The 18,354-nt window shown below is 72.8% G+C and carries 15 protein-coding genes, 2 tRNA genes and 1 other RNA gene; 9 read left to right on the forward strand and 9 right to left on the reverse strand.

Features of this window, described 5'->3' with window-relative positions:
* Window positions 1-2: 2 nt before the first annotated feature.
* The gene (locus tag ABZ906_RS24050) at window positions 3-257 is read right to left on the reverse strand and encodes a hypothetical protein (RefSeq protein WP_361193502.1); all 255 of its coding nucleotides are present in this window, start codon (window positions 255-257) and stop codon (window positions 3-5) included.
* Between the two features lie 110 nt (window positions 258-367).
* Here ABZ906_RS24050 and ABZ906_RS24055 point away from each other — a divergent pair, with 110 nt between their 5' ends.
* Window positions 368-931: a GNAT family N-acetyltransferase gene (locus ABZ906_RS24055; protein WP_361385720.1), complete on the forward strand. Its 564-nt coding sequence runs from the start codon at window positions 368-370 to the stop codon at window positions 929-931.
* Here the strand turns inward: ABZ906_RS24055 and ABZ906_RS24060 are convergent.
* The gene (locus ABZ906_RS24060; RefSeq protein WP_361385723.1) at window positions 871-1,818 is read right to left on the reverse strand and encodes a LysR family transcriptional regulator; all 948 of its coding nucleotides are present in this window, start codon (window positions 1,816-1,818) and stop codon (window positions 871-873) included. The two genes, ABZ906_RS24055 and ABZ906_RS24060, sit on opposite strands and share 61 nt — an antisense overlap.
* Window positions 1,819-1,858: 40 nt before the next feature.
* Window positions 1,859-2,797 (reverse strand): SGNH/GDSL hydrolase family protein, encoded by a 939-nt coding sequence (locus tag ABZ906_RS24065; protein ID WP_361385726.1) that lies wholly within the window; start codon window positions 2,795-2,797, stop codon window positions 1,859-1,861.
* Window positions 2,798-2,905: 108 nt separating this feature from the next.
* Here ABZ906_RS24065 and ABZ906_RS24070 point away from each other — a divergent pair, with 108 nt between their 5' ends.
* Complete coding sequence (locus tag ABZ906_RS24070) at window positions 2,906-4,129, forward strand: helix-turn-helix domain-containing protein (protein WP_361385729.1); 1,224 nt, start codon at window positions 2,906-2,908, stop codon at window positions 4,127-4,129.
* Between the two features lie 6 nt (window positions 4,130-4,135).
* On the opposite strand, the gene ABZ906_RS24075 is transcribed toward ABZ906_RS24070, so the two are convergent.
* Entirely contained in the window at window positions 4,136-4,900 is a 765-nt protein-coding gene (locus ABZ906_RS24075) for a serine protease (protein ID WP_361385732.1), read from the reverse strand.
* Between the two features lie 255 nt (window positions 4,901-5,155).
* Between ABZ906_RS24075 and ABZ906_RS24080 the strand changes: the two genes are divergently transcribed.
* Entirely contained in the window at window positions 5,156-5,803 is a 648-nt protein-coding gene (locus ABZ906_RS24080; protein WP_361385899.1) for a response regulator transcription factor, read from the forward strand.
* A gap of 5 nt (window positions 5,804-5,808) precedes the next feature.
* On the opposite strand, the gene ABZ906_RS24085 is transcribed toward ABZ906_RS24080, so the two are convergent.
* Entirely contained in the window at window positions 5,809-7,137 is a 1,329-nt protein-coding gene (locus ABZ906_RS24085; protein WP_361385735.1) for a histidine kinase, read from the reverse strand.
* A 96-nt stretch (window positions 7,138-7,233) separates the two neighbouring features.
* A tRNA-Ser gene (locus ABZ906_RS24090) sits at window positions 7,234-7,321 on the reverse strand.
* A gap of 131 nt (window positions 7,322-7,452) precedes the next feature.
* Between ABZ906_RS24090 and ffs the strand changes: the two genes are divergently transcribed.
* The 6 genes from ffs to ABZ906_RS24120 all read left to right on the forward strand — a co-directional run bounded on the left by ffs (window position 7,453) and on the right by ABZ906_RS24120 (window position 16,278).
* Window positions 7,453-7,551: signal recognition particle sRNA small type (gene ffs, locus ABZ906_RS24095), an RNA gene on the forward strand.
* Between the two features lie 44 nt (window positions 7,552-7,595).
* Window positions 7,596-9,866, forward strand: a complete 2,271-nt coding sequence (locus ABZ906_RS24100) for a DNA polymerase III subunit gamma and tau (protein WP_361385738.1) — start codon at window positions 7,596-7,598, stop codon at window positions 9,864-9,866.
* 112 nt (window positions 9,867-9,978) lie between these two features.
* Window positions 9,979-11,232 (forward strand): phosphoribosylamine--glycine ligase, encoded by a 1,254-nt coding sequence (purD, locus tag ABZ906_RS24105; RefSeq protein WP_361385741.1) that lies wholly within the window; start codon window positions 9,979-9,981, stop codon window positions 11,230-11,232.
* Window positions 11,233-11,599: 367 nt separating this feature from the next.
* Entirely contained in the window at window positions 11,600-13,516 is a 1,917-nt protein-coding gene (locus tag ABZ906_RS24110) for a hypothetical protein (RefSeq protein ID WP_361385744.1), read from the forward strand.
* 277 nt (window positions 13,517-13,793) lie between these two features.
* Window positions 13,794-15,296 carry a N,N-dimethylformamidase beta subunit family domain-containing protein gene (locus ABZ906_RS24115; protein WP_361193476.1) on the forward strand — a complete coding sequence of 501 codons (1,503 nt, stop codon included), beginning with the start codon at window positions 13,794-13,796 and terminating at the stop codon, window positions 15,294-15,296.
* An 85-nt stretch (window positions 15,297-15,381) separates the two neighbouring features.
* On the forward strand, window positions 15,382-16,278 hold the full coding sequence (locus ABZ906_RS24120; RefSeq protein ID WP_361385747.1) for a phosphoribosylaminoimidazolesuccinocarboxamide synthase: 897 nt from the start codon (window positions 15,382-15,384) through the stop codon (window positions 16,276-16,278).
* 85 nt (window positions 16,279-16,363) lie between these two features.
* On the opposite strand, the gene ABZ906_RS24125 is transcribed toward ABZ906_RS24120, so the two are convergent.
* From ABZ906_RS24125 to ABZ906_RS24135, 3 genes are all read right to left on the reverse strand, one after another.
* A tRNA-Gly gene (locus ABZ906_RS24125) sits at window positions 16,364-16,439 on the reverse strand.
* Between the two features lie 23 nt (window positions 16,440-16,462).
* The gene (locus tag ABZ906_RS24130; RefSeq protein ID WP_361193470.1) at window positions 16,463-17,071 is read right to left on the reverse strand and encodes a response regulator transcription factor; all 609 of its coding nucleotides are present in this window, start codon (window positions 17,069-17,071) and stop codon (window positions 16,463-16,465) included.
* On the reverse strand, window positions 17,068-18,354 hold the full coding sequence (locus ABZ906_RS24135) for a histidine kinase (protein ID WP_361385750.1): 1,287 nt from the start codon (window positions 18,352-18,354) through the stop codon (window positions 17,068-17,070). The genes ABZ906_RS24130 and ABZ906_RS24135 overlap by 4 nt, the downstream gene beginning before the upstream one ends.

Raw genomic sequence — 18,354 nt, forward strand, 5'->3', positions numbered from 1 at the left:
CCTCAACCGGCGCTGCCGGCACCGTCGCCGGTCAACGCGTCCAACGGGTCCGCCCACTTGATGACATCGACCTGGCGGCTGCCCCGCGACTCGATCACGAGCACGGCGGCGCCGTACGGCAGCGGCTCGTCGGACCAGGCGAGAAACGTCTCGGAACCTCCTCGGACCCGCACCAGGACCTCTCCGGGCCCCGCGGATCCGCGCGTACCGATGACGAGTTCACCGGTACAGCCGATCACAGCCTCATCCGGCGCCATCAGCGGCCGCCTCCCCCATGTCATGCAGGCTCTGTCTCAATCCTGACCATAGCGTCAGGAGCGCGGGAAAGGCCTTCGCGTGCGGGGAGCGTGCGGGGGAGGATGACGGGATGAGTCATGCCCCGGCCGCGTACGTCCGTCCCCGCCACGCCCCCGACCTGCCCGCCTGCGTAGAAGCGCTCTCCCAAGTGCACGTGGCCGACGGCTACCCCACCAACTGGCCCGAGCAGCCCGCCGGGTGGCTGACCGGGGGCTCGCTCCTCGGCGCCTGGGTCGCCGAGCTCGACGGGCGCGTGGCCGGGCATGTCGTGCTCTGCCGTGGCGGTACGGACGATGTGGCGCCCGGCTTGTGGAGCAGGCGCGAGGGCGTGCCCGTCGACCGGATCGCCGTGGTCAGCCGCCTGTTCGTGGCGCCGGGGGCCCGCGGGCACGGGCTCGGGGCGCGGCTCCTCGCGCGGGTCGTCGCGGAGGCCGGGGAGCTGGGTCTTTTCCCGGTCCTCGACGTCGTCGAGTCCGACACTTCGGCCACCGCGCTCTACGAACGTACGGGCTGGCGCTTCCTCGGCACGGGCGAGCAGCACTGGAGCCCGCGGCAGACGGTCACCGTGCGGTGCTATGCGGCTCCGGAGCCGGTCGTGCCGGGCGGGCCGGGCTCGTCGGGCGAGCCTGTCTGAGCCGCCGCGTCCCGCAGCGCGTCGAGGAGACCCCGTACCGCCGGGCGGTCGGGCGCCGGACCCCGCACCGCCGCGTAGACCGTCCGCACCGGCACCGGGTTCCTGACCGGACGGACGACCACACCGGAGCGGGGCGCGTCGAGGCCGAGTTGCGGGACGAGGCCGACGCCCAGACCCGCGGCGACGAAGCCCTGCGCCGTGGCGTAGTCCCCGCTCTCCACCACGAAGTCCGGGCTGAAACCGGCCGCGCCGCACGCCTCCAGGACGGGATCGAGGCAGGGACCCGGCGACTCGCTCGCCACCCACGGCTCGTCGGCGAGGTCCGTCATGTCGAGCACCGGCGCGGCCGCGAGCGGATGCCCCTCGGGCAGCACCGCGTGGTAGCGGTCGTCGAGGAGATGCTCGAACCGCACGCCCTCCACGCCCGCTTGGCCCCGCGGCCTGACCACGAGCGCGAGATCCGCCTGCCGGCCTTGTACCTGCGGCATCGGGTCGTCGGGGTCGGACAGCTTCAACTCGACCTGTACGCCGGGCTGCGCGCGCCGCAGCGCGGCGACCGCCGGGGCGACGAGCCGCGCCCCGGCGGTGGTGAAGTACCGCACGGAGACCCGGCCCGTCCGCCCGGCCCGCAGTTCGGCGAGCGCGGTCTCCGCCGCCGCGAGCTGCCCGCCGATCGCGACCGCGTACTCGGTGAGCAGCCGCCCGGCGTCCGTCGGCCGCACCCCGCGGCCGGTGCGCTCCAGGAGGGCGATGCCCGCCTCCTTCTCCAGGGCGGCCATCTGCTGGCTCACCGCGGAGGGCGTGTACCCGAGGTTCCGCGCCGCGGCGGTCACGGAGCCGCTGGTGACCACCGCCCGGAGGACTTGCATGCGCCGCGTATCAAGCATGCAGCCGAGCTTAAGCGTGCGCCGCGATCGTGACGTACGACTAACTGCGGGCGGCCCCGGCCACCGCCTTGCCGAAGGCCTCCATGCCGCGCGCGTTGGGGTGCAGCGGCGCCGCGACGCTGGTCGGCACCAGACCCTCGATGTAGCGCTGGGACGGCGCGGCACAGGTGTCGTGACCCGCGCTGACGGCGGCGGTGTCGACGTAGGTGGCGTGGTGGGCCCTGCTCTGCGCGGCGAGCACGCCGTTGAGCTGGTTCACGCGCGCCTGGAGGTAGTTGCCGTCCTTGTCCCAGATGGGCTGGGTGGGCCAGCAGCCGTCCTCGCGTATGTAGGTGGCGTAGCCCGCGACGACGATCTTCGCGTTCGGGGCGCGCCGGTGCACCTCGTCCAGGGCCTTGCCGAAGGTGGCGCTCCAGGCGTCGATGGCCTTCGCGGTGGGGTCGCCCTTGCTCGCGGCGGTGTCGGCACAGGAGATGCCGGTGGGCTTCGGCAGGAGATTGACGCAGCCCAGCGCGGTGGCGACGAGGCTGACGTCGTTGCCGCCGATCGTCACGGTCACCAGGTCGGTGCTCGGCTTCAGCGCCTCGTACTGGGGCGCGAGCAGGCCGAACTGGCGGCCCGAGAAGTCGCTGACCTTCGCGCCCGAGCAGCTCACGTCGGTGAGCCGCGCGCCCAGGGCCTCGGCGGCGACGGCCGGGTAGTTGCGGGCCGAGCGCAGACAGGACAGCTGGTTCTGGTCCGGGATGAGGGGGCCTGCCGCGAACGAGTCGCCGATGGCCACGTACTCCAGGGGCTCGCCGGTCTTCGCTGACGCGCTCTTCGCTGACGCGCTCTTCGCGGATGCGCTCTTCGCGGGCCCGGATTTCGCGGACCCCGTCTGTGCGGAAGCGGCGCCGGCCGGAGCCGCTCCGAGGAGGCAGGCGGCGGTCAGGGCGGCGGCCATGACCGCGGTGGTGGTGCGGGCGCGTGTGGGGCGCACGGGCTCTCCTGGGTGGGGGTGTACCGGGGGTAACGGACGCCCTTATGATCCGGGCCATCACGGCCCCGGTGTTGTGGGCGCGCGACCAGACTTTCCGGGAGGCCAGTTGTGACCGGTGACAAAAGCGTGGGCCGCTTCCTGATCGCCGACGTACCGGGCCTCGCCGCGAGGGTCACCCGGCGCATCGCCGACGACCTGCCCGTCTACGGACGGCTGCCCGCCGAGGAGCTGCACGGAGACGTCCGGACCATCGTCGGCATGACCATCCGCGCCTTCGCCGAAGTGCTGCGCACGGAACGCATGCCGCCCCCGGAGTTCCTGGAGAAGGTGCGCGTATCGGCGGCCAGGCGCGCGGAGGAACGCCTCCCCGTGGACGCCGTCGTCAGCGCCTACCACTACGGGGCCGGCATCTGCGTCGAGGAGGTGACGGCGACGGCCGAACCGCACGAACTCATCGAGGCCCACCGGCTCCTGCTCGACTGCCTGCGCGAGATCACGGCCGCCGTCACCGCGGGATACGTGGAGGAGAGCCAGTCACTGATCGGCGAGCGCGACGCGGCCCGGCACACCGCCCTCTCCGCCCTGCTCGACGGCAAACTCGACGGCGGAGGCGCGCAACTGGACTCCGCCCACCTCGGGATACGCCTCCCGCCCTGCTATCTGGCGCTCGCCTTCACCATCGGGCGCCACCCCGACGAGGACCGCGCCGACGTCGACGCCACCGTGGCATCCCGGCGCAAGATCAGACGCCTGCGCACCGAGCTCGACCGCGCGCTCGGCCACCCCGTCCTCTCCCGCCTGTCCGCCGACGAGGGCCTCGCGCTCATCCCGTCGGACACCCCACCGGACCAGGCACCCGACACCGAGCGGGCCCGCCTGGAGAAGCTGACGGCATCCCTGATCACCGTCAGCGGAGTGCCCCTGACCGCGGGCGTCGCCGCGAGCACACCCGCCGGGGTCCCGCAGGCGGTGCGCCTGGCCACCGAGCTGCGCGACACGGCGACGGGCACGGGACGGCCGCCGGGCGTCTACCCCCTGACGTCGCTGCTCCTCGACTACCAGCTCACCCGCGCGAGCCCCGCCCGCGCCCATCTGGCCGCGCTGCTCTCCCCGCTGAGGGAAGGCCCGGACCTCCCGGCCACCCTGCGCACGTACTTCGCCGCCAACCTGGACCGCCGCGAAACAGCCTCCCGCCTGCACGTCCACCCCAACACGGTCGACTACCGCCTGCGCCGCATCGCCACCCTGACGGGCCTCGACCTCACGGCCCACACGGACCTGCTCACCCTGCGGGCGGCGCTGACGGCGTACGACGCGGCCGCGAAGCCCTGACGGGGGTCACTTCGCGGTGACCCGCTCGATCCACGCGCGGTGGGCGGTCAGGTCCGTGTAGATGCCGGGGCCCGTGGCGCACTTCGGGTTCGCGTCGCCGTCGCGGCTGGTCGCGCCGATCAGCTCCCAGTGACCGGGACGGCCCTTGATCTGCGGACCGCCGGAGTCGAGGATGCACGCCTGCACGTTCTCGGTCGGGCTGTCGGTGCACAGTTCGTTGTCACGGTTGTAGTTCTCGCTGCACCGGCGGTCGGCGACGAGCTCGGTGTCCAGCTCCTGGAGGCGCACCGGCGGCTTCGGGCACTCGCTGCCGTCCTCGCAGGTCATGCCCCAGCCGAGGATGCGCGTGTCCGTACCCTCCGGCCCGGCCGTGGCGGCCAGCTCGACGGGCTTCGCGTCCACCGGGTGGTCCAGCTTCATGACGGCCACATCGTTGCGGAACGGCTCGTACGAGAAGCCGGGGTGCGCGACGACCTTGGTGACCTTCGCCTTGGCGCCCTTCGTACGGTCCTGGTCGCCGACCCGTACGGACAGCTGCCCGGGCTTGACGTTCACCGAGCAGTGCCCGGCGGTGACGATCCAGTCCCGCTTGATCAGGGAGGCTCCGCAGTAGTGCTTGCCGTCCTTCTGGAGGCTCACCATGAACGGGTACTTCGCGGTGGAGTCGTGTCCCCCGATGATCGCCGAAGCCGACGGTGCCATCGCCATGGAGAGCGCGATCGCACCCGCCCCCGCCGCCGCAAACAGTGCCGCCTTGCCGCGCCTGGCCATCTGTTCCTCCTGTGTCTCGTCGGGGAAGGACTGTGTCCCGTCGGGGAAACCGACACCGTCGATCCTGTCCCGCCCGCCGCCCCCGGGTCGTCACCCTTTCCGCTCGGGCGCACTTGCCCGAAAGTCTTACGGCGCACGGCGGCCGGATCATGCCTCGGAATGACCGCGGGGGACGGCGGATACCGTGTGCAGGCGATGCGGCCCGTAAAGGCGGACGAGGAGGTGGTGTGCGTGACCGGCAACGTGACCGGCAACGTGACCGTCAGGGTGATCCTCCTCGACGACGAGGAGTTGGTGCGCAGAGGCATCCGGATGATCCTCGACGCCGAGCCCGGCATCGAGGTGGTCGCCGAAGGCGATGACGGCTCGGTGGCACTGGACCTGGTGACCGAGCACCGCCCGGACGTCGTGCTCACCGACATCCAGATGCCCCGCACGGACGGCCTCGAGGTCGCCCGCCGGCTCGCCGCGCTGCCCGATCCGCCCGCCGTCGCGGTGCTCACCACCTTCGACGTCGACGAGTACGTCCACGCCGCGCTCCAGCACGGCGCGGCGGGTTTCCTGCTCAAGGACACGTCGCCGCGCGAACTCGCCGAAGCGGTACGGGTCCTGGCGCGCGGCGAGGCGATGCTCTCACCGCGCATCACCACCAAGCTCCTCGCCGTATTCGCCACGGGCGCGGCCGCCGCCCCGCGGGCGCGCTCGCGGATGGCGGAGCTGACCGACCGCGAACGCGAGGTCGCCGTGGCGGTCGCCGGGGGCCGCAGCAACTCCGAGATCGCGAAAGACCTGTTCGTGAGCCAGTCCACGGTCAAGGTCCACCTCAGCCGCATCATGACCAAGCTCGACGCCGCCAACCGCACCCAGGTCGCGCTCATCACCCACGACGCCGGACTGGCCTGACGGCCTCAAGCCGCCGCTCGGTCCGCTCCGTTGACCGAGGTGGGCAGCGCGGCGTCGATCCGGAAGCCGCCGTCAGCGGTGGGCCCGGACTCGATGGTGCCCCCGGCCAGGCGGACCCGCTCCGTCAGACCGATGAGGCCGTGGCCCCCGCTTGGCAGCAGCGGCGTACCGTCGGCGGCGGGCTCGGCGGGCCTCTCCGGCGGACCGTTGACGATCCGCACCCGCACGGTTCGCGGGTCGAACGCGAGATGAATCCGCGTCGTGGCACCCGGGGCGTGCTTGTGCACGTTGGTCAGGGCCTCCTGCACGACCCGGTGCGCGGCACGCTCGACCGGCTCGGCCAGCGGCTGCGGATCGCCCTCGACGAGCACGGTGACGGGAAGACCGGCGGCCCTGGAGCCGTCGGCGAGCTCGGTGACCCTGTCGACGGTCGTACCGGGAACGGGCCGCTGCTCGGCGGACGCGCCCTCCGACTCCTCCGCCGCGTCGGCCCCTGCGGCCGGGCCGTTCCTGAGCAGCCCCAGCATCTCGCGGAGCTCGGTGAGGGCCCGCCGCCCGGCCGTCTGGATGATCTCCGCGGTCTCGCCCGTCACCTCCGGGTCATGGGCGACGGCGCCGAGCGCGCCCGCGTGCACGACGATCAGGCTCACCTGGTGGGAGACCACGTCGTGCATCTCGCCCGCGATACGCCGCCGCTCCTCCTCCCGCGCCGCCTCGGCGACGAGCCGCTGTTCCCGCTCGGCGCGCTCCGCCCGCTCGACGAGACCGGCGACGACGGCCCGCCGCTGGCCCACGTAGAGCCCCAGGAGCAGCGGCACCAGGCAGGAGAGGACGAAGTTCACCGAGAACCAGAGCGCCACCGTCCGGAAGCTCGACCACGCCCCCGCGTTCCAGGGCGAGAGCACCACGAGCCCGACACCGGCGGAGGCCCACGCGGCCCGGCGGCTGTGCGGCCCGCGGTAGGCGCCCACCGCGTAGTAGGCGAGGGGCGTCACGAAGGGCGAGATCTGGAGGACCTTGGCGAGCAGTCCGGCGGCGAGCACGAGCTCGGGGGCCCGGCGCCGCGCGAGCAGCGGCAGCGGGCTCACCGCGGCGAGCAGCAGGTTCACCCACTGGGCGGCCGGTCCTATGTAGGGGTTCTGCACATTGCTGATCAGCGCGGGCACCACCGCGACGACCATGAGGACCACATCCGTGGCGCGCGGCGGCAGACGGGGCGAGCGCGGTACGGGCGGCGCCGGATGTCTCTGCGCCATACCGCCGTCGCCGGAGGGCAGGAGCGCCCAGCTGCGCAAGGTGTTGCGGAAGTGGCGGGTGCGACGGGTGGTACTCACCCGGCGAGGATAGGAGGCGGCGGCGTCCGCACACCAACGACGAAGGCCCCCGCTGCGAACAGCGGGGGCCTTCGTCGTATTGCCCGGTGAGAGCAATGGCGGAGGATACGAGATTCGAACTCGTGAGGGGTTGCCCCCAACACGCTTTCCAAGCGTGCGCCCTAGGCCACTAGGCGAATCCTCCGCCGCAAACAATACAAGACGTTGGGGAGTGCTCGCGAACACGATCCACTCGGCGGCTCCCCGGGGTCACCCCGAGGTCAGATCGCCGCCTCCCGGCGTCGCTTCCGCCCCCGGGGATCCGCTAGGGTGGGCGTCAGCCCCTCACGTGGCGCTATCTGACTGAACTCCCCCAGGGCCGGAAGGCAGCAAGGGTAGGTTGGCTCTGGCGGGTGCGTGGGGGGCGCTTTGCGTTGGGGCGGTCCAGGTTGTCAGTGGTCGCCATTAACCTCGTATGCGTGTCGTCTCTCGCGTTGTACCGCCGCTATCGCCCGGAGTCGTTCGCCGAGGTCATCGGGCAGGAGCATGTAACCGACCCGCTGCAGCAGGCGCTGCGCAACAACCGGGTCAATCACGCCTACCTGTTCAGTGGTCCGCGCGGCTGCGGCAAGACGACCAGCGCGCGCATCCTGGCCCGCTGCCTCAACTGTGAGCAAGGTCCCACTCCCACGCCGTGCAACGAATGCCAGTCCTGCCGGGACCTCGCACGGAACGGGCCGGGTTCGATCGACGTCATCGAGATCGACGCGGCTTCGCACGGTGGCGTGGACGACGCCCGTGACCTGCGCGAGAAGGCCTTCTTCGGCCCCGCGTCGAGTCGCTACAAGATCTACATCATCGACGAGGCCCACATGGTCACCTCGGCGGGCTTCAACGCCCTCCTGAAGGTGGTCGAGGAGCCGCCGGAGCACCTCAAGTTCATCTTCGCGACGACGGAGCCCGAGAAGGTCATCGGGACGATCCGCTCGCGCACCCACCACTACCCGTTCCGGCTCGTGCCGCCGGGGACGCTGCGCGAGTATCTGGCGGAGGTGTGCGGCCGGGAGCAGATGACCGTCGAGGAGGGCGTGTTCCCGCTGGTCGTGCGGGCCGGTGCCGGGTCCGTGCGTGACTCGATGTCCGTCATGGACCAGCTTCTCGCCGGCGCGGGCGACGAGGGTGTGACATACGCCATGGCGACGTCCCTCCTCGGTTATACGGACGGGTCGTTGCTCGACTCCGTGGTGGAGGCCTTCGCCTCGGGGGACGGGGCGGCCGCCTTCGAGGTCGTCGACCGCGTCATCGAGGGCGGGAACGACCCGCGGCGCTTCGTCGCCGACCTCCTGGAGCGGCTGCGGGACCTGGTGATCCTCGCGGCCGTCCCGGACGCGGCGGAGAAGGGGCTCATCGACGCCCCGTCGGACGTCGTGGAGCGGATGCAGGCGCAGGCGGGCGTCTTCGGCGGCGCCGAGCTCAGCCGCGCGGCCGACCTCGTCAACGAAGGCCTCACGGAGATGCGGGGGGCGACGTCGCCCCGGCTCCAGCTGGAACTGATCTGCGCCCGCGTACTGCTTCCGGCGGCGTATGACGACGAGCGCTCGCTCATGGCCCGCATCGACCGGCTGGAGCGTGGCGGCAACTTCGTGGCGGCGGGACAGGGGGGCGGCCCCGCGATGGGGTACGCGCCGGGTCCGGAGGCGCATGCGGGGGTGCAGCAGGGGGTTCAGCAGCAAGGGGGCGGCGCGATGCCTTCGGGTCCCGCCGCGGCGCAGGTGCCGCCGGGGGGCGGGGCGGCTGCTGCGCGGGCGGCTGTGCGGGGCGGGGGGCCGGGGGCTCCGGCTTCTACTCCAGCTCCTGCGTCTGCGCCTGAGCCGGTGGCTCCTCCGGTGCAGGAGGCTCCGGCTGCTCCGGCTCCCCCGGCCGCTCCTCCGGAGGCGGCTGCCGCGCCGCCCGCCGGTGAGCGGCGGCCCGGCGGGTGGCCCACGGCTTCGGCGCCGGGGAGCGGCCCGGCGAGTGCCCCTGCTCCTGCCGCCGCCACTCCTCCTCCGGCGGCGCCTCGCCCGGGGGGCTGGCCCACGGCCGCGGCGGCGGGGGGCGGTGCTCCGGCTCCGCAGCAGCCCGCGCAGGCGACGCCCGCTCCGGCGGCGTCCCCGGCTCCGGCTGCTGCCCCTGCCCCTGCGCCTGCCCCGGCTCAGGCGGCTCCCGCGGGCGGGCCCGACCCGCGTTCCCTGTGGCCGAACATCCTCGACGCGGTGAAGGGGCGCCGCCGCTTCACCTGGATCCTGCTGAGCCAGAACGCCCAGGTGGCGGGCTTCGACGGGACGACCCTGCAGATCGGCTTCGTGAACGCGGGGGCGCGGGACAACTTCGCGAGCAGCGGCAGTGAGGATGTGCTGCGGCAGGCGCTGTCGGAGCAGTTCGGGGTGCAGTGGAAGGTCGAGGCGATCGTCGACCCCTCGGGGGGTTCGGCGCCGCCGCCCGCCGCGGGCAACTTCGGGGGCAGCGCGCCAGCCCCCTCCCGCCCGGCTCCGCAGCCGCAGCAGCCGTCCCCGCCGCCCGCCGCGAACCGGACGCCGGCCCCGGCTCCCGCGCCCGCTCCGGAACGCCGCGCCCCGGAGCACGTCTCCGCCGAGGACGACATCCCGGCGGACGACGACCCCGACCTGGTCGAGTCGGCCCTCTCCGGCCACGACCTGATCGTCCGCGAACTGGGCGCAACAATCCTCGAGGAATACAACAACGAACCCTGACCGGGGAGTGCGAGGCAGGGGCGTCGGGCTGGAGGAACGTACGAGTGGGGAGGGTGTTGGGGCTGGGGCTCCTGTACGAACGCACTGGCCCGCGCCAGCTAGGCTGACGCCCGTGAAGGTCCTCGTCATCGGCAGTGGTGCCCGCGAACACGCCCTGTGCCGCTCTCTGTCCCTCGACCCCGACGTCTCCGCCCTGTACTGCGCCCCCGGCAACGCCGGCATCGCGGACGCGGCCGAGCTGCACCCGGTCGACGCCCTCGACGGCGGCGCGGTGGCCGCCCTGGCCACCCGGCTCGGCGCCGACCTGGTGATCGTGGGCCCGGAGGCGCCCCTGGTCGCCGGAGTCGCCGACGCCGTACGCGACGCCGGTATCCCCTGCTTCGGGCCCTCCGAGCAGGCCGCCCAGCTGGAGGGCTCCAAGGCCTTCGCGAAGGACGTGATGGCGGGCGCCCAGGTGCCCACCGCCCGGTCCTACGTCTGCACGACCGCGGAAGAGATCGACAAGGCCCTCGACGCCTTCGGAGCGCCGTACGTCGTCAAGGACGACGGCCTCGCCGCAGGCAAGGGCGTCGTCGTGACCGAGGACGTCGAGGCCGCCCGCGCCCACGCCCTCGCCTGCGACCGCGTCGTCATCGAGGAGTTCCTCGACGGCCCCGAGGTCTCCCTCTTCGCCGTCACGGACGGCGTCACCGTCGTCCCGCTCCAGCCCGCGCAGGACTTCAAGCGCGCGCTCGACGGCGACGAAGGGCCGAACACCGGCGGCATGGGCGCCTACTCGCCCCTCCCGTGGGCCGACCCGAAGCTGGTCGACGAGGTCATGGAGAGCGTGCTCCAGCCGACGGTCGACGAGCTGCGCCGCCGGGGCACCCCGTTCGCGGGGCTGCTCTACGCGGGCCTCGCGATCACCAGCCGCGGCGTACGCGTCATCGAGTTCAACGCCCGCTTCGGCGACCCCGAGACGCAGGTCGTCCTCGCCCGCCTGAAGACCCCGCTCGCCGGAGTCCTGCTGGCCGCGGCGAACGGCACCCTGGCCGACCTGCCCCCGCTGCGCTGGAGCGACGACGCCGCGGTGACGGTGGTCATCGCCTCGCACAACTACCCCGGTACGCCGCGCACCGGCGACCCCATCGAGGGGCTCGGCGACGTGGCGGCACAGGATGCCCCGGACGCGTACGTCCTGCACGCGGGGACGAAGCGCGACGGTGACGCCGTGGTCAGCGCGGGTGGCCGTGTGCTCTCCGTGACGGCCACCGGCACGGACCTGACCGCGGCGCGCGAGCGTGCGTACGCGGCGCTGTCCCGCATCCGCCTCGACGGCTCCCAGCACCGCACGGACATCGCGGCGAAGGCGGCGGCGGAGGCGTAAGCGAAGGGCGGGGGCGTCGGCAGAGGCTCCCCGCGCCCGCCCGGCAACGGCTCACAGGCCCCGGATCCGGCATTGGATCCGGGGCCTTGTCGTCCCGTAATCGCCTTGCCGCCCTCATACACCTCTGCCCAAAGCCATTCGATCGAGTGACCGCTCGCCCATCCGGCTGACGATGCCCGACACCCCAACTAGGGTGCGGCGCAAGCGGTTCAGGTGCCCAGAGCCAAACAGACCACCGGCATTGCGATGTCGGTGGCGGGTGCCACAGTGGGGGAGTGAGCAAATCCATCGGCGGCTGCCGTCCGCCCACCGACCCGGCCGACGGCCGGGCAGCAGGCGGCACAGGCAGCAGGGGGTGACATCGGTCGTGTCAGGTCCGGGTGTGGACGTGGGCGTGCAGTCAGCGCGTTCCCAGGCGCTCGCCGTGCTGCGCATCCGCAGCAGGGCCCTTGCCGTCGCACTGCTGCCGGCGGCCGTCGCCGTCGTGCTGATCGCCGGTGAGGCCACGGGCCAGATGAGCGGCGGCAGTTGGGACGTCGTGCGCGGCATCGTGATCGCCGTCGCCGTCCTCGTGCTGCTCGCCGCCGCGGGCGTCGCCCTCGTGGTCGCGCGCTCCAGGCCCGCCGTCAGCCCGACGGTCCCGATCACCGAGGGCTCGGCCCCCGATCTGTACCGCCTGGTGCGCGACCTCGCCGACCGCCTGGACGTGCCCGCGCCGTCGGCGATAGCGCTCACCCCGGACTGCGACAGCTGGCTGGAGGACCGCACCCACCCGGCCCACGGCCCGCCCGCTGAGACGTCGGGACCGGCATCGGCGAAGGACGAGGGCAATGGCGTACGGGACGGCCGCCCCGGCCCCCGCCGCCAGACCCCCGTGGCTCCGGTGCTCGTCATCGGCTCCCCTTTCCTGTGGTGGATGCGGGTCGGCGAACTGCGCGCGGTGCTCGCCCCGGTCGTCGCGGGCACCGGCCCCTCGGCGCATCCCGACATAGCCGCGGCCCGGCGCTTCATCCGCGGTCTCGACGCGGCGGTCGCGGTCAGCTCCGCTCCCGGGCGCGGTCCGCTCGTGCGTACGGTCCTCGGCGGTGTCGGCTGGGTGACGCGGCTGCTCCTGCGCAGCTGCCGCGGGCACGCCGGTGAGATGGAGCGCGGGGTCGCGGCAGCCGCCGCCGAACGCGCCCAGGCCGTGGACTACGGAGTGCGGATCGTCGCCCAGGAGCAGGTCGGCCTGGCGTATGCCGGGTGGGACCGGCTCCTGACCAAGGTCGCGCTTCCCGCGTGGCGGATGGGCCGCTGGCCGTCGCGGCTGGACGCGGGCGTGGTCTCCGCGCTCACCGAGCTCTCCCGCAGGGACCGCCTGGCCGAGGGGTTCACCTCACGCCTTGGCGAGCGCCCCGCCTGTGACCTCCTTGAGGAGCCGGGCGCGGTGGACGAGGCGGCCTCCCTGCTCGCGGCCCGCCTTTTCCACGGCGGGCCCGCCGAGCAGACGCCGGACTGGGCGCCGGTGGCGTGGCAGGAGTATCCGGACGAGGTCGTCGACCGCAAGTGGCGCATGGACGCAGCCCGCCTCCACCGCGTCCTCGACTCCCTGGGCGTCGGCCATCGCGCGGGCGCGTCGACGCCGGGCTCCGAGGGGCCGACGCTGGGCCGCGTACTGGACCACCTGACGGCGGAGAACCCCGGCCCCGCCCGGCCGGACCTCGCCGAAGCCGCGGCGGAAGCCGAGGCGGGGACCGCCCACCCCGAAGCCGAACTCGAAGCCATCCTCGCGGAAGCCGAAGCCGAAGCCGAAGCCGAGGCCCAAGCCCAAGCCGCACACCCCGGAGCGCACCCCGGAGCGGACAACGAAGCGCACCCCGAAGCGGACGACGAGGAAGAGCCCGCCGACGGCCCCGGCGGACGCCTCGCCGCAGGCCTGACCGCGGAGCTGGCCCGCGAGGAAGCCGCCGCGCCGCCCCGCCCCGCGCCCACGGGACAGGGCCCGGACGACGCCCTCTGGGACGACGGCATGCTGCCGCTCTTCCCGCTCCAGCCGCCGCGCACGGGACGGGAGTTGCTTGCAGACCACGTCACGGCCCTCGTCTGCTGCGCCGCCGTCGACACGGCGGGCGCGGCCCCCGGCCTCGACTGGCTCGACGGCCCGTCCCTCCTGATCGACGGAGAGCGCGCGAAGGACCTCGCGCCGCACGTCCTGAGCCTCGTGGAGGACGGCGACCCCATCCCCCTGCGCGGCTGGCTGGCCCGCCTAGGCGTCCGCCCGGAGAAGCCGGTCCGCCTGGTCTGACCGGTCCGGGCCGGGACATTCCCGCCGGCCCCATCCACCCCACGCCCACCCGGAGTTGCTCCAGCCTCCGGCCCCGGCCAGCGCGCGGCCCGCGGAACGCTTCCTTCCGTTCTCGTCGATTAGCGACGAACGGTGACGGACTGCGTGCGTAATGTGATGTGCTGGGATCGTCCGCCGTACGGGACCTGCCGGCAGCTCCGCCGTGTGAGGACGGCGCACCACGACGCAGCATCACCACAGGGCAGTCGCGGGGGAGCAGTGAGGGAGGGGTACGAACATGGGGTCGGAGCAGATCCGCAGGTGGGAATCGGGCGCCCTGGCGCACGCCGTGACCGACCCCTTCGGCCAGGGACCCCTGCCCTGGCTCCGAGGCGCCGAGCACTACTTCGACGACACCGGCCAGGTCGTTCCCTGGTACGTCGACCACGCCCCGGCCCCCGGCGCGCAGAACATCCCCGCGCCCCGCAACCGCGTCCGTACGAACGGCCCCCGCACCGCCGACGACGTGCACGGCCAGATCAAAGGCTTCGCGTCCACCGGCGCCGCGGCCCCGGGCGAGGCGATCGACTTCCACGTGACGGTCGACCCGCCCCAGCAGTTCTACGTCGACATCTACCGCATCGGGCACTACGGCGGAGACGGCGCCAGCAAGATCAGTACGAGCCCCCGTCTCTCCGGCCTCGTCCAGCCCGCCCCGCTCACCGCCGACCGCACGGTCTCCTGCCACCACTGGTGGCTCTCCTGGCGGCTTCAGATCCCGAGCTACTGGAGCGTCGGGGCGTACGTGGCGGTGCTCACCACGGTCGACGGCTACCGCTCCCACGTCCCGTTCACGGTCCGTGACGACCACCGGGCGGATCTCCTGCTGCTCCTGCCCGACATCACGTGGCAGGCCTACAACCTCTACCCCGAGGACGGCCGCACGGGCGCCAGCCTCTACCACGCGTGGGACGAGAAGGGCCGCCTCCTGGGCGAGAGCGAGGCCGCGCACACGGTCTCCTTCGACCGTCCGTACGCGGGCGCGGGCCTGCCCCTGCACGTCGGCCACGCCTACGACTTCATCCGCTGGGCCGAGCGGTACGGCTACGACCTCGCGTACGCCGACACCCGTGACCTGCACGCGGGCCGCGTCGACCCGGCCCGCTACCGAGGCCTGGTCTTCCCCGGCCACGACGAGTACTGGTCGCCGAGCATGCGCCGCACGACGGAGCAGGCCCGCGACCACGGCACATCCCTCGTCTTCCTCTCCGCCAACACGATGTACTGGCAGGTGGAGTTGGGCCCTTCCGCGTCCGGCGTGGAAGACCGCCTGCTCACCTGCCGCAAGCGCCACGGCCCCGGCAAACCGGCCCTCTGGCGGGAGCGGGACGGCGGCAAGGGCGCCGAACAGCAACTCCTCGGCATCCAGTACGCGGGCCGGGTCCCCGAGCCCGCCCCCCTCGTCGTGCGCAACGCCGACCACTGGCTGTGGGACGCGACCGGCGCGCACGAGAAGGACGAGATCGCAGGACTGGTCGCGGGCGAGGCCGACCGCTATTTCCCGCGCACCTCGCTCCCGGAGCACCAGGACCGCATCCTCCTCGCCCACTCTCCGTACGAGGACTCCGACGGCGTAAAGCGCCACCAGGAGTCGTCCCTCTACCGCGCCCCCTCCGGAGCCCTGGTCTTCGCCTCCGGCACCTTCGCCTGGTCCCCGGCGCTCGACCGCCCCGGCCATGTGGACACCCGCGTCCAGCGCGCCACGGCCAACCTCCTGGACCGCATCTGCAAACGCGACTGACGCTCACCGGCATCCCCCCTGGCCGCGAGCCCTCTCCCCATGCGGGAGAATCAGCAGCATTCAGTCAGAACCACGGGGAGGAACCGTGTCCGGATTCGTAGAAAAGCCCGAGCCGCTTCAGGTGCCGGGCCTGGTGCATGTGCACACCGGCAAGGTGCGCGACCTGTACCGGAACGAGGCGGGCGACCTCGTGATGGTCGCGAGCGACCGCATCTCCGCCTACGACTGGGTGCTGCCCACGGAGATCCCCGACAAGGGCAGGGTCCTCACGCAGCTCTCCATGTGGTGGTTCGAGCAGCTCGCCGACCTCGTCCCCAACCACGTCATCTCCACCGACGTGCCGCCCGGCGCCCCCGCCGAGTGGGAGGGCCGCACCACGGTCTGCAAGTCCCTGTCGATGGTCCCGGTCGAGTGCGTCGCCCGCGGCTATCTCACGGGCTCGGGCCTGCTGGAGTACGACGCGTCGCGCACCGTCTGCGGCCTCGCGCTGCCCGACGGCCTCAGCGACGGCTCGGAGCTGCCGGGACCGATCTTCACGCCCGCCACGAAGGCGGAGGTCGGCGAGCACGACGAGAACGTGAGCTACGAGGAAGTGGCCCGTCAGGTGGGCGCCGAGACGGCGGCCCAGCTGCGCCAGGCGACCCTCGCGGTCTACGGCCGCGCCCGTGACATCGCCCGCGAGCGGGGCGTGATCCTCGCCGACACGAAGTTCGAGTTCGGCTTCGACGGCGAGACGCTGGTCATCGCGGACGAGGTCCTGACCCCCGACTCGTCCCGCTTCTGGCCCGCGGACAGCTGGCAGCCGGGCCGCGCCCAGCCGTCGTTCGACAAGCAGTTCGTCCGCGACTGGCTGACCTCGCCGGCCTCCGGCTGGGACCGCAAGAGCGAGCAGCCGCCGCCCCCGCTCCCGCAGGACGTGGTGGACGCCACCCGCGCCAAGTACATCGAGGCGTACGAGCGGCTGACGGGCCTGCCCTGGTAGGGACGCCCGCGGCGGCAGACGAAAGCGGCAGACGAAAGCGGCAGACGAAAGAACCCCCGGTGCGAGGCACCGGGGGTTCTTCATGTGGAGCGGACGACCAGGTTCGAACTGGCGACCTCAACCTTGGCAAGGTTGCGCTCTACCAACTGAGCTACGTCCGCGCTGCGCCGAAGCGCGACGCCAACTATACCCAACCTCGCTCGCGTGCGAGACGCACCGCGGCATGACGGTTCTCCGCCCCGGTCTTCATGACGGCCGACGAGAGGTAGTTGCGGACGGTCCCCTGGGACAGCGCGGCCCGCTCGGCGATCTCCGCGACGGGCGCCCCGTCGGCGGCCAGTTCGAGCACTTCGGCCTCACGGGCGGTCAGCGGCGAGTCCCCGGCGGAGATCGCGTCGGCGGCCAACTCCGGGTCCACATAGCGGTTACCTGCGTGAACCGTACGGATGATCTCGGCGAGGCGCTGCGCGCTCACGGTCTTGGGCACGAAGCCCCGTACGCCCACCGCGAGTGCCCGTTTGAGATGCCCCGGTCTGCCGTGACTCGTCACGATCATGGTGCGGCAGTGCGGCAGTTCGTCGCGCAGCGATGTGGCCACACTCACACCGTCGGCGCCCGGCATCTCCAGATCGAGGACGGCCACATCGGGCCGGTGGGCCCGCGCCATGGCGAGCGCCTCGGGCCCCGTCGCGGCCTCGGCGACCACGACAAGGTCGTCCTCAAGGGCGAGGAGCGCGGCGAGCGCCCCGCGGATGAGGTGCTCGTCGTCGGCGAGCAGCACACGCAGGCTCACAGCCCCACCTCTTCCGGCTCCCGTGCCCCCGCCGACTTCTGCGGGCGGGGCAGCGGCACCTGAGCGGCCAGGCGGAACGTGCCGTTGCCGGACGTGACGTCCAGCGTTCCGTCCACCATGGCCAGCCGCTCCCGGAGCCCGGCGAGGCCCGAACCCGTACTCTCCGGGACGACCTCGGGCGCCCCGTCGTTCTCGATCGTCAACGTCGTACGTTCCCCGGTGACCGTCAGCGCGATGTCGCACCGCTGCGCGTCCCCGTGCCGCAGCACATTGGTGGTCGCCTCCCGTACGACCCAGCCCAGAGCCGACTGGACGGAGACCGGCAGTCCCGCCGACGAGCCGCTCACCCGGCAGTCGATCCCCGCCGCCTCCAGTACGCCCTGCGCACCCACGAGTTCGACCGCGAGGTCGGCCTCGCGATAGCCCCGCACCACTTCCCGCACCTCCCGCTGCGACTCCCGCGCGATCCGCTGCACCTCGACCATCTGGTCGACCGCCTCGGGCCGCCCCCGCCTCGCGAGCTGCACCGCCAGCTCGCTCTTCAGCGCGATGACCGCCAGATTGCGCCCCATCACGTCATGCAGATCCCGCCCGAAGCGCAGCCGCTCCTCGGCCACCGCGAGCCGCGCCTCGACCTCGCGGGCCCGGTCGCCCTCCCACATCACGGCGAGCGTCCAGGCGCCGCAGCGCGAGGTGAGCAGCGTCAGCAGACCGGCGACGACGATGATCGCGGCGAGCGCGGCGAGCTGTCCGCCGCGCACCCCGACGGCGGCGAACGCCCCCACGAGCAGGACATCCAGCGCGGCGAAGTAGACGAAGAAGCGGCGGATCGGCACGGCGAAGCCGAGTGCCTGGCCGAAGGGAACGGCGAGGAAGAGCAGCGGGAAGCCGATCATCTCGTCCTTGACGCCGTCGGAGGCCGTCAGGGCGAGGGTGAGGCCGAGGCCGACGGCCATGAGGGCGCCCGCCACGGCGAGGTCGCGGCGCGGCATCCCCGCGCGCTTCAGATAGTGGTCGACGGACCGGCGCAGCGAGCGGTTGACGTGCAGGCACTGGAGGGCGGCCACCGCGATCAGCGTCCAGCCGAGGACCAGCGGCAGCGCCTCGTGCTTCATGCTCACGCCCAGCGGCAGCGATGCCCAGCTGAGGAAGAAGAACCACGGCATGACGTGCCACATGACCATGCTCTGGAACTCGACCTTCTCGATCTTGTTCCGGTCCCGCCACTCCTGCTTCCACCACCCCCGCACCCGGCCACCGACCACCTCTGACCCCTTTCTCAA

The sequence above is a fragment of the Streptomyces sp. NPDC046925 genome, assembly GCF_040644915.1.
Taxonomy (GTDB): domain Bacteria; phylum Actinomycetota; class Actinomycetes; order Streptomycetales; family Streptomycetaceae; genus Streptomyces.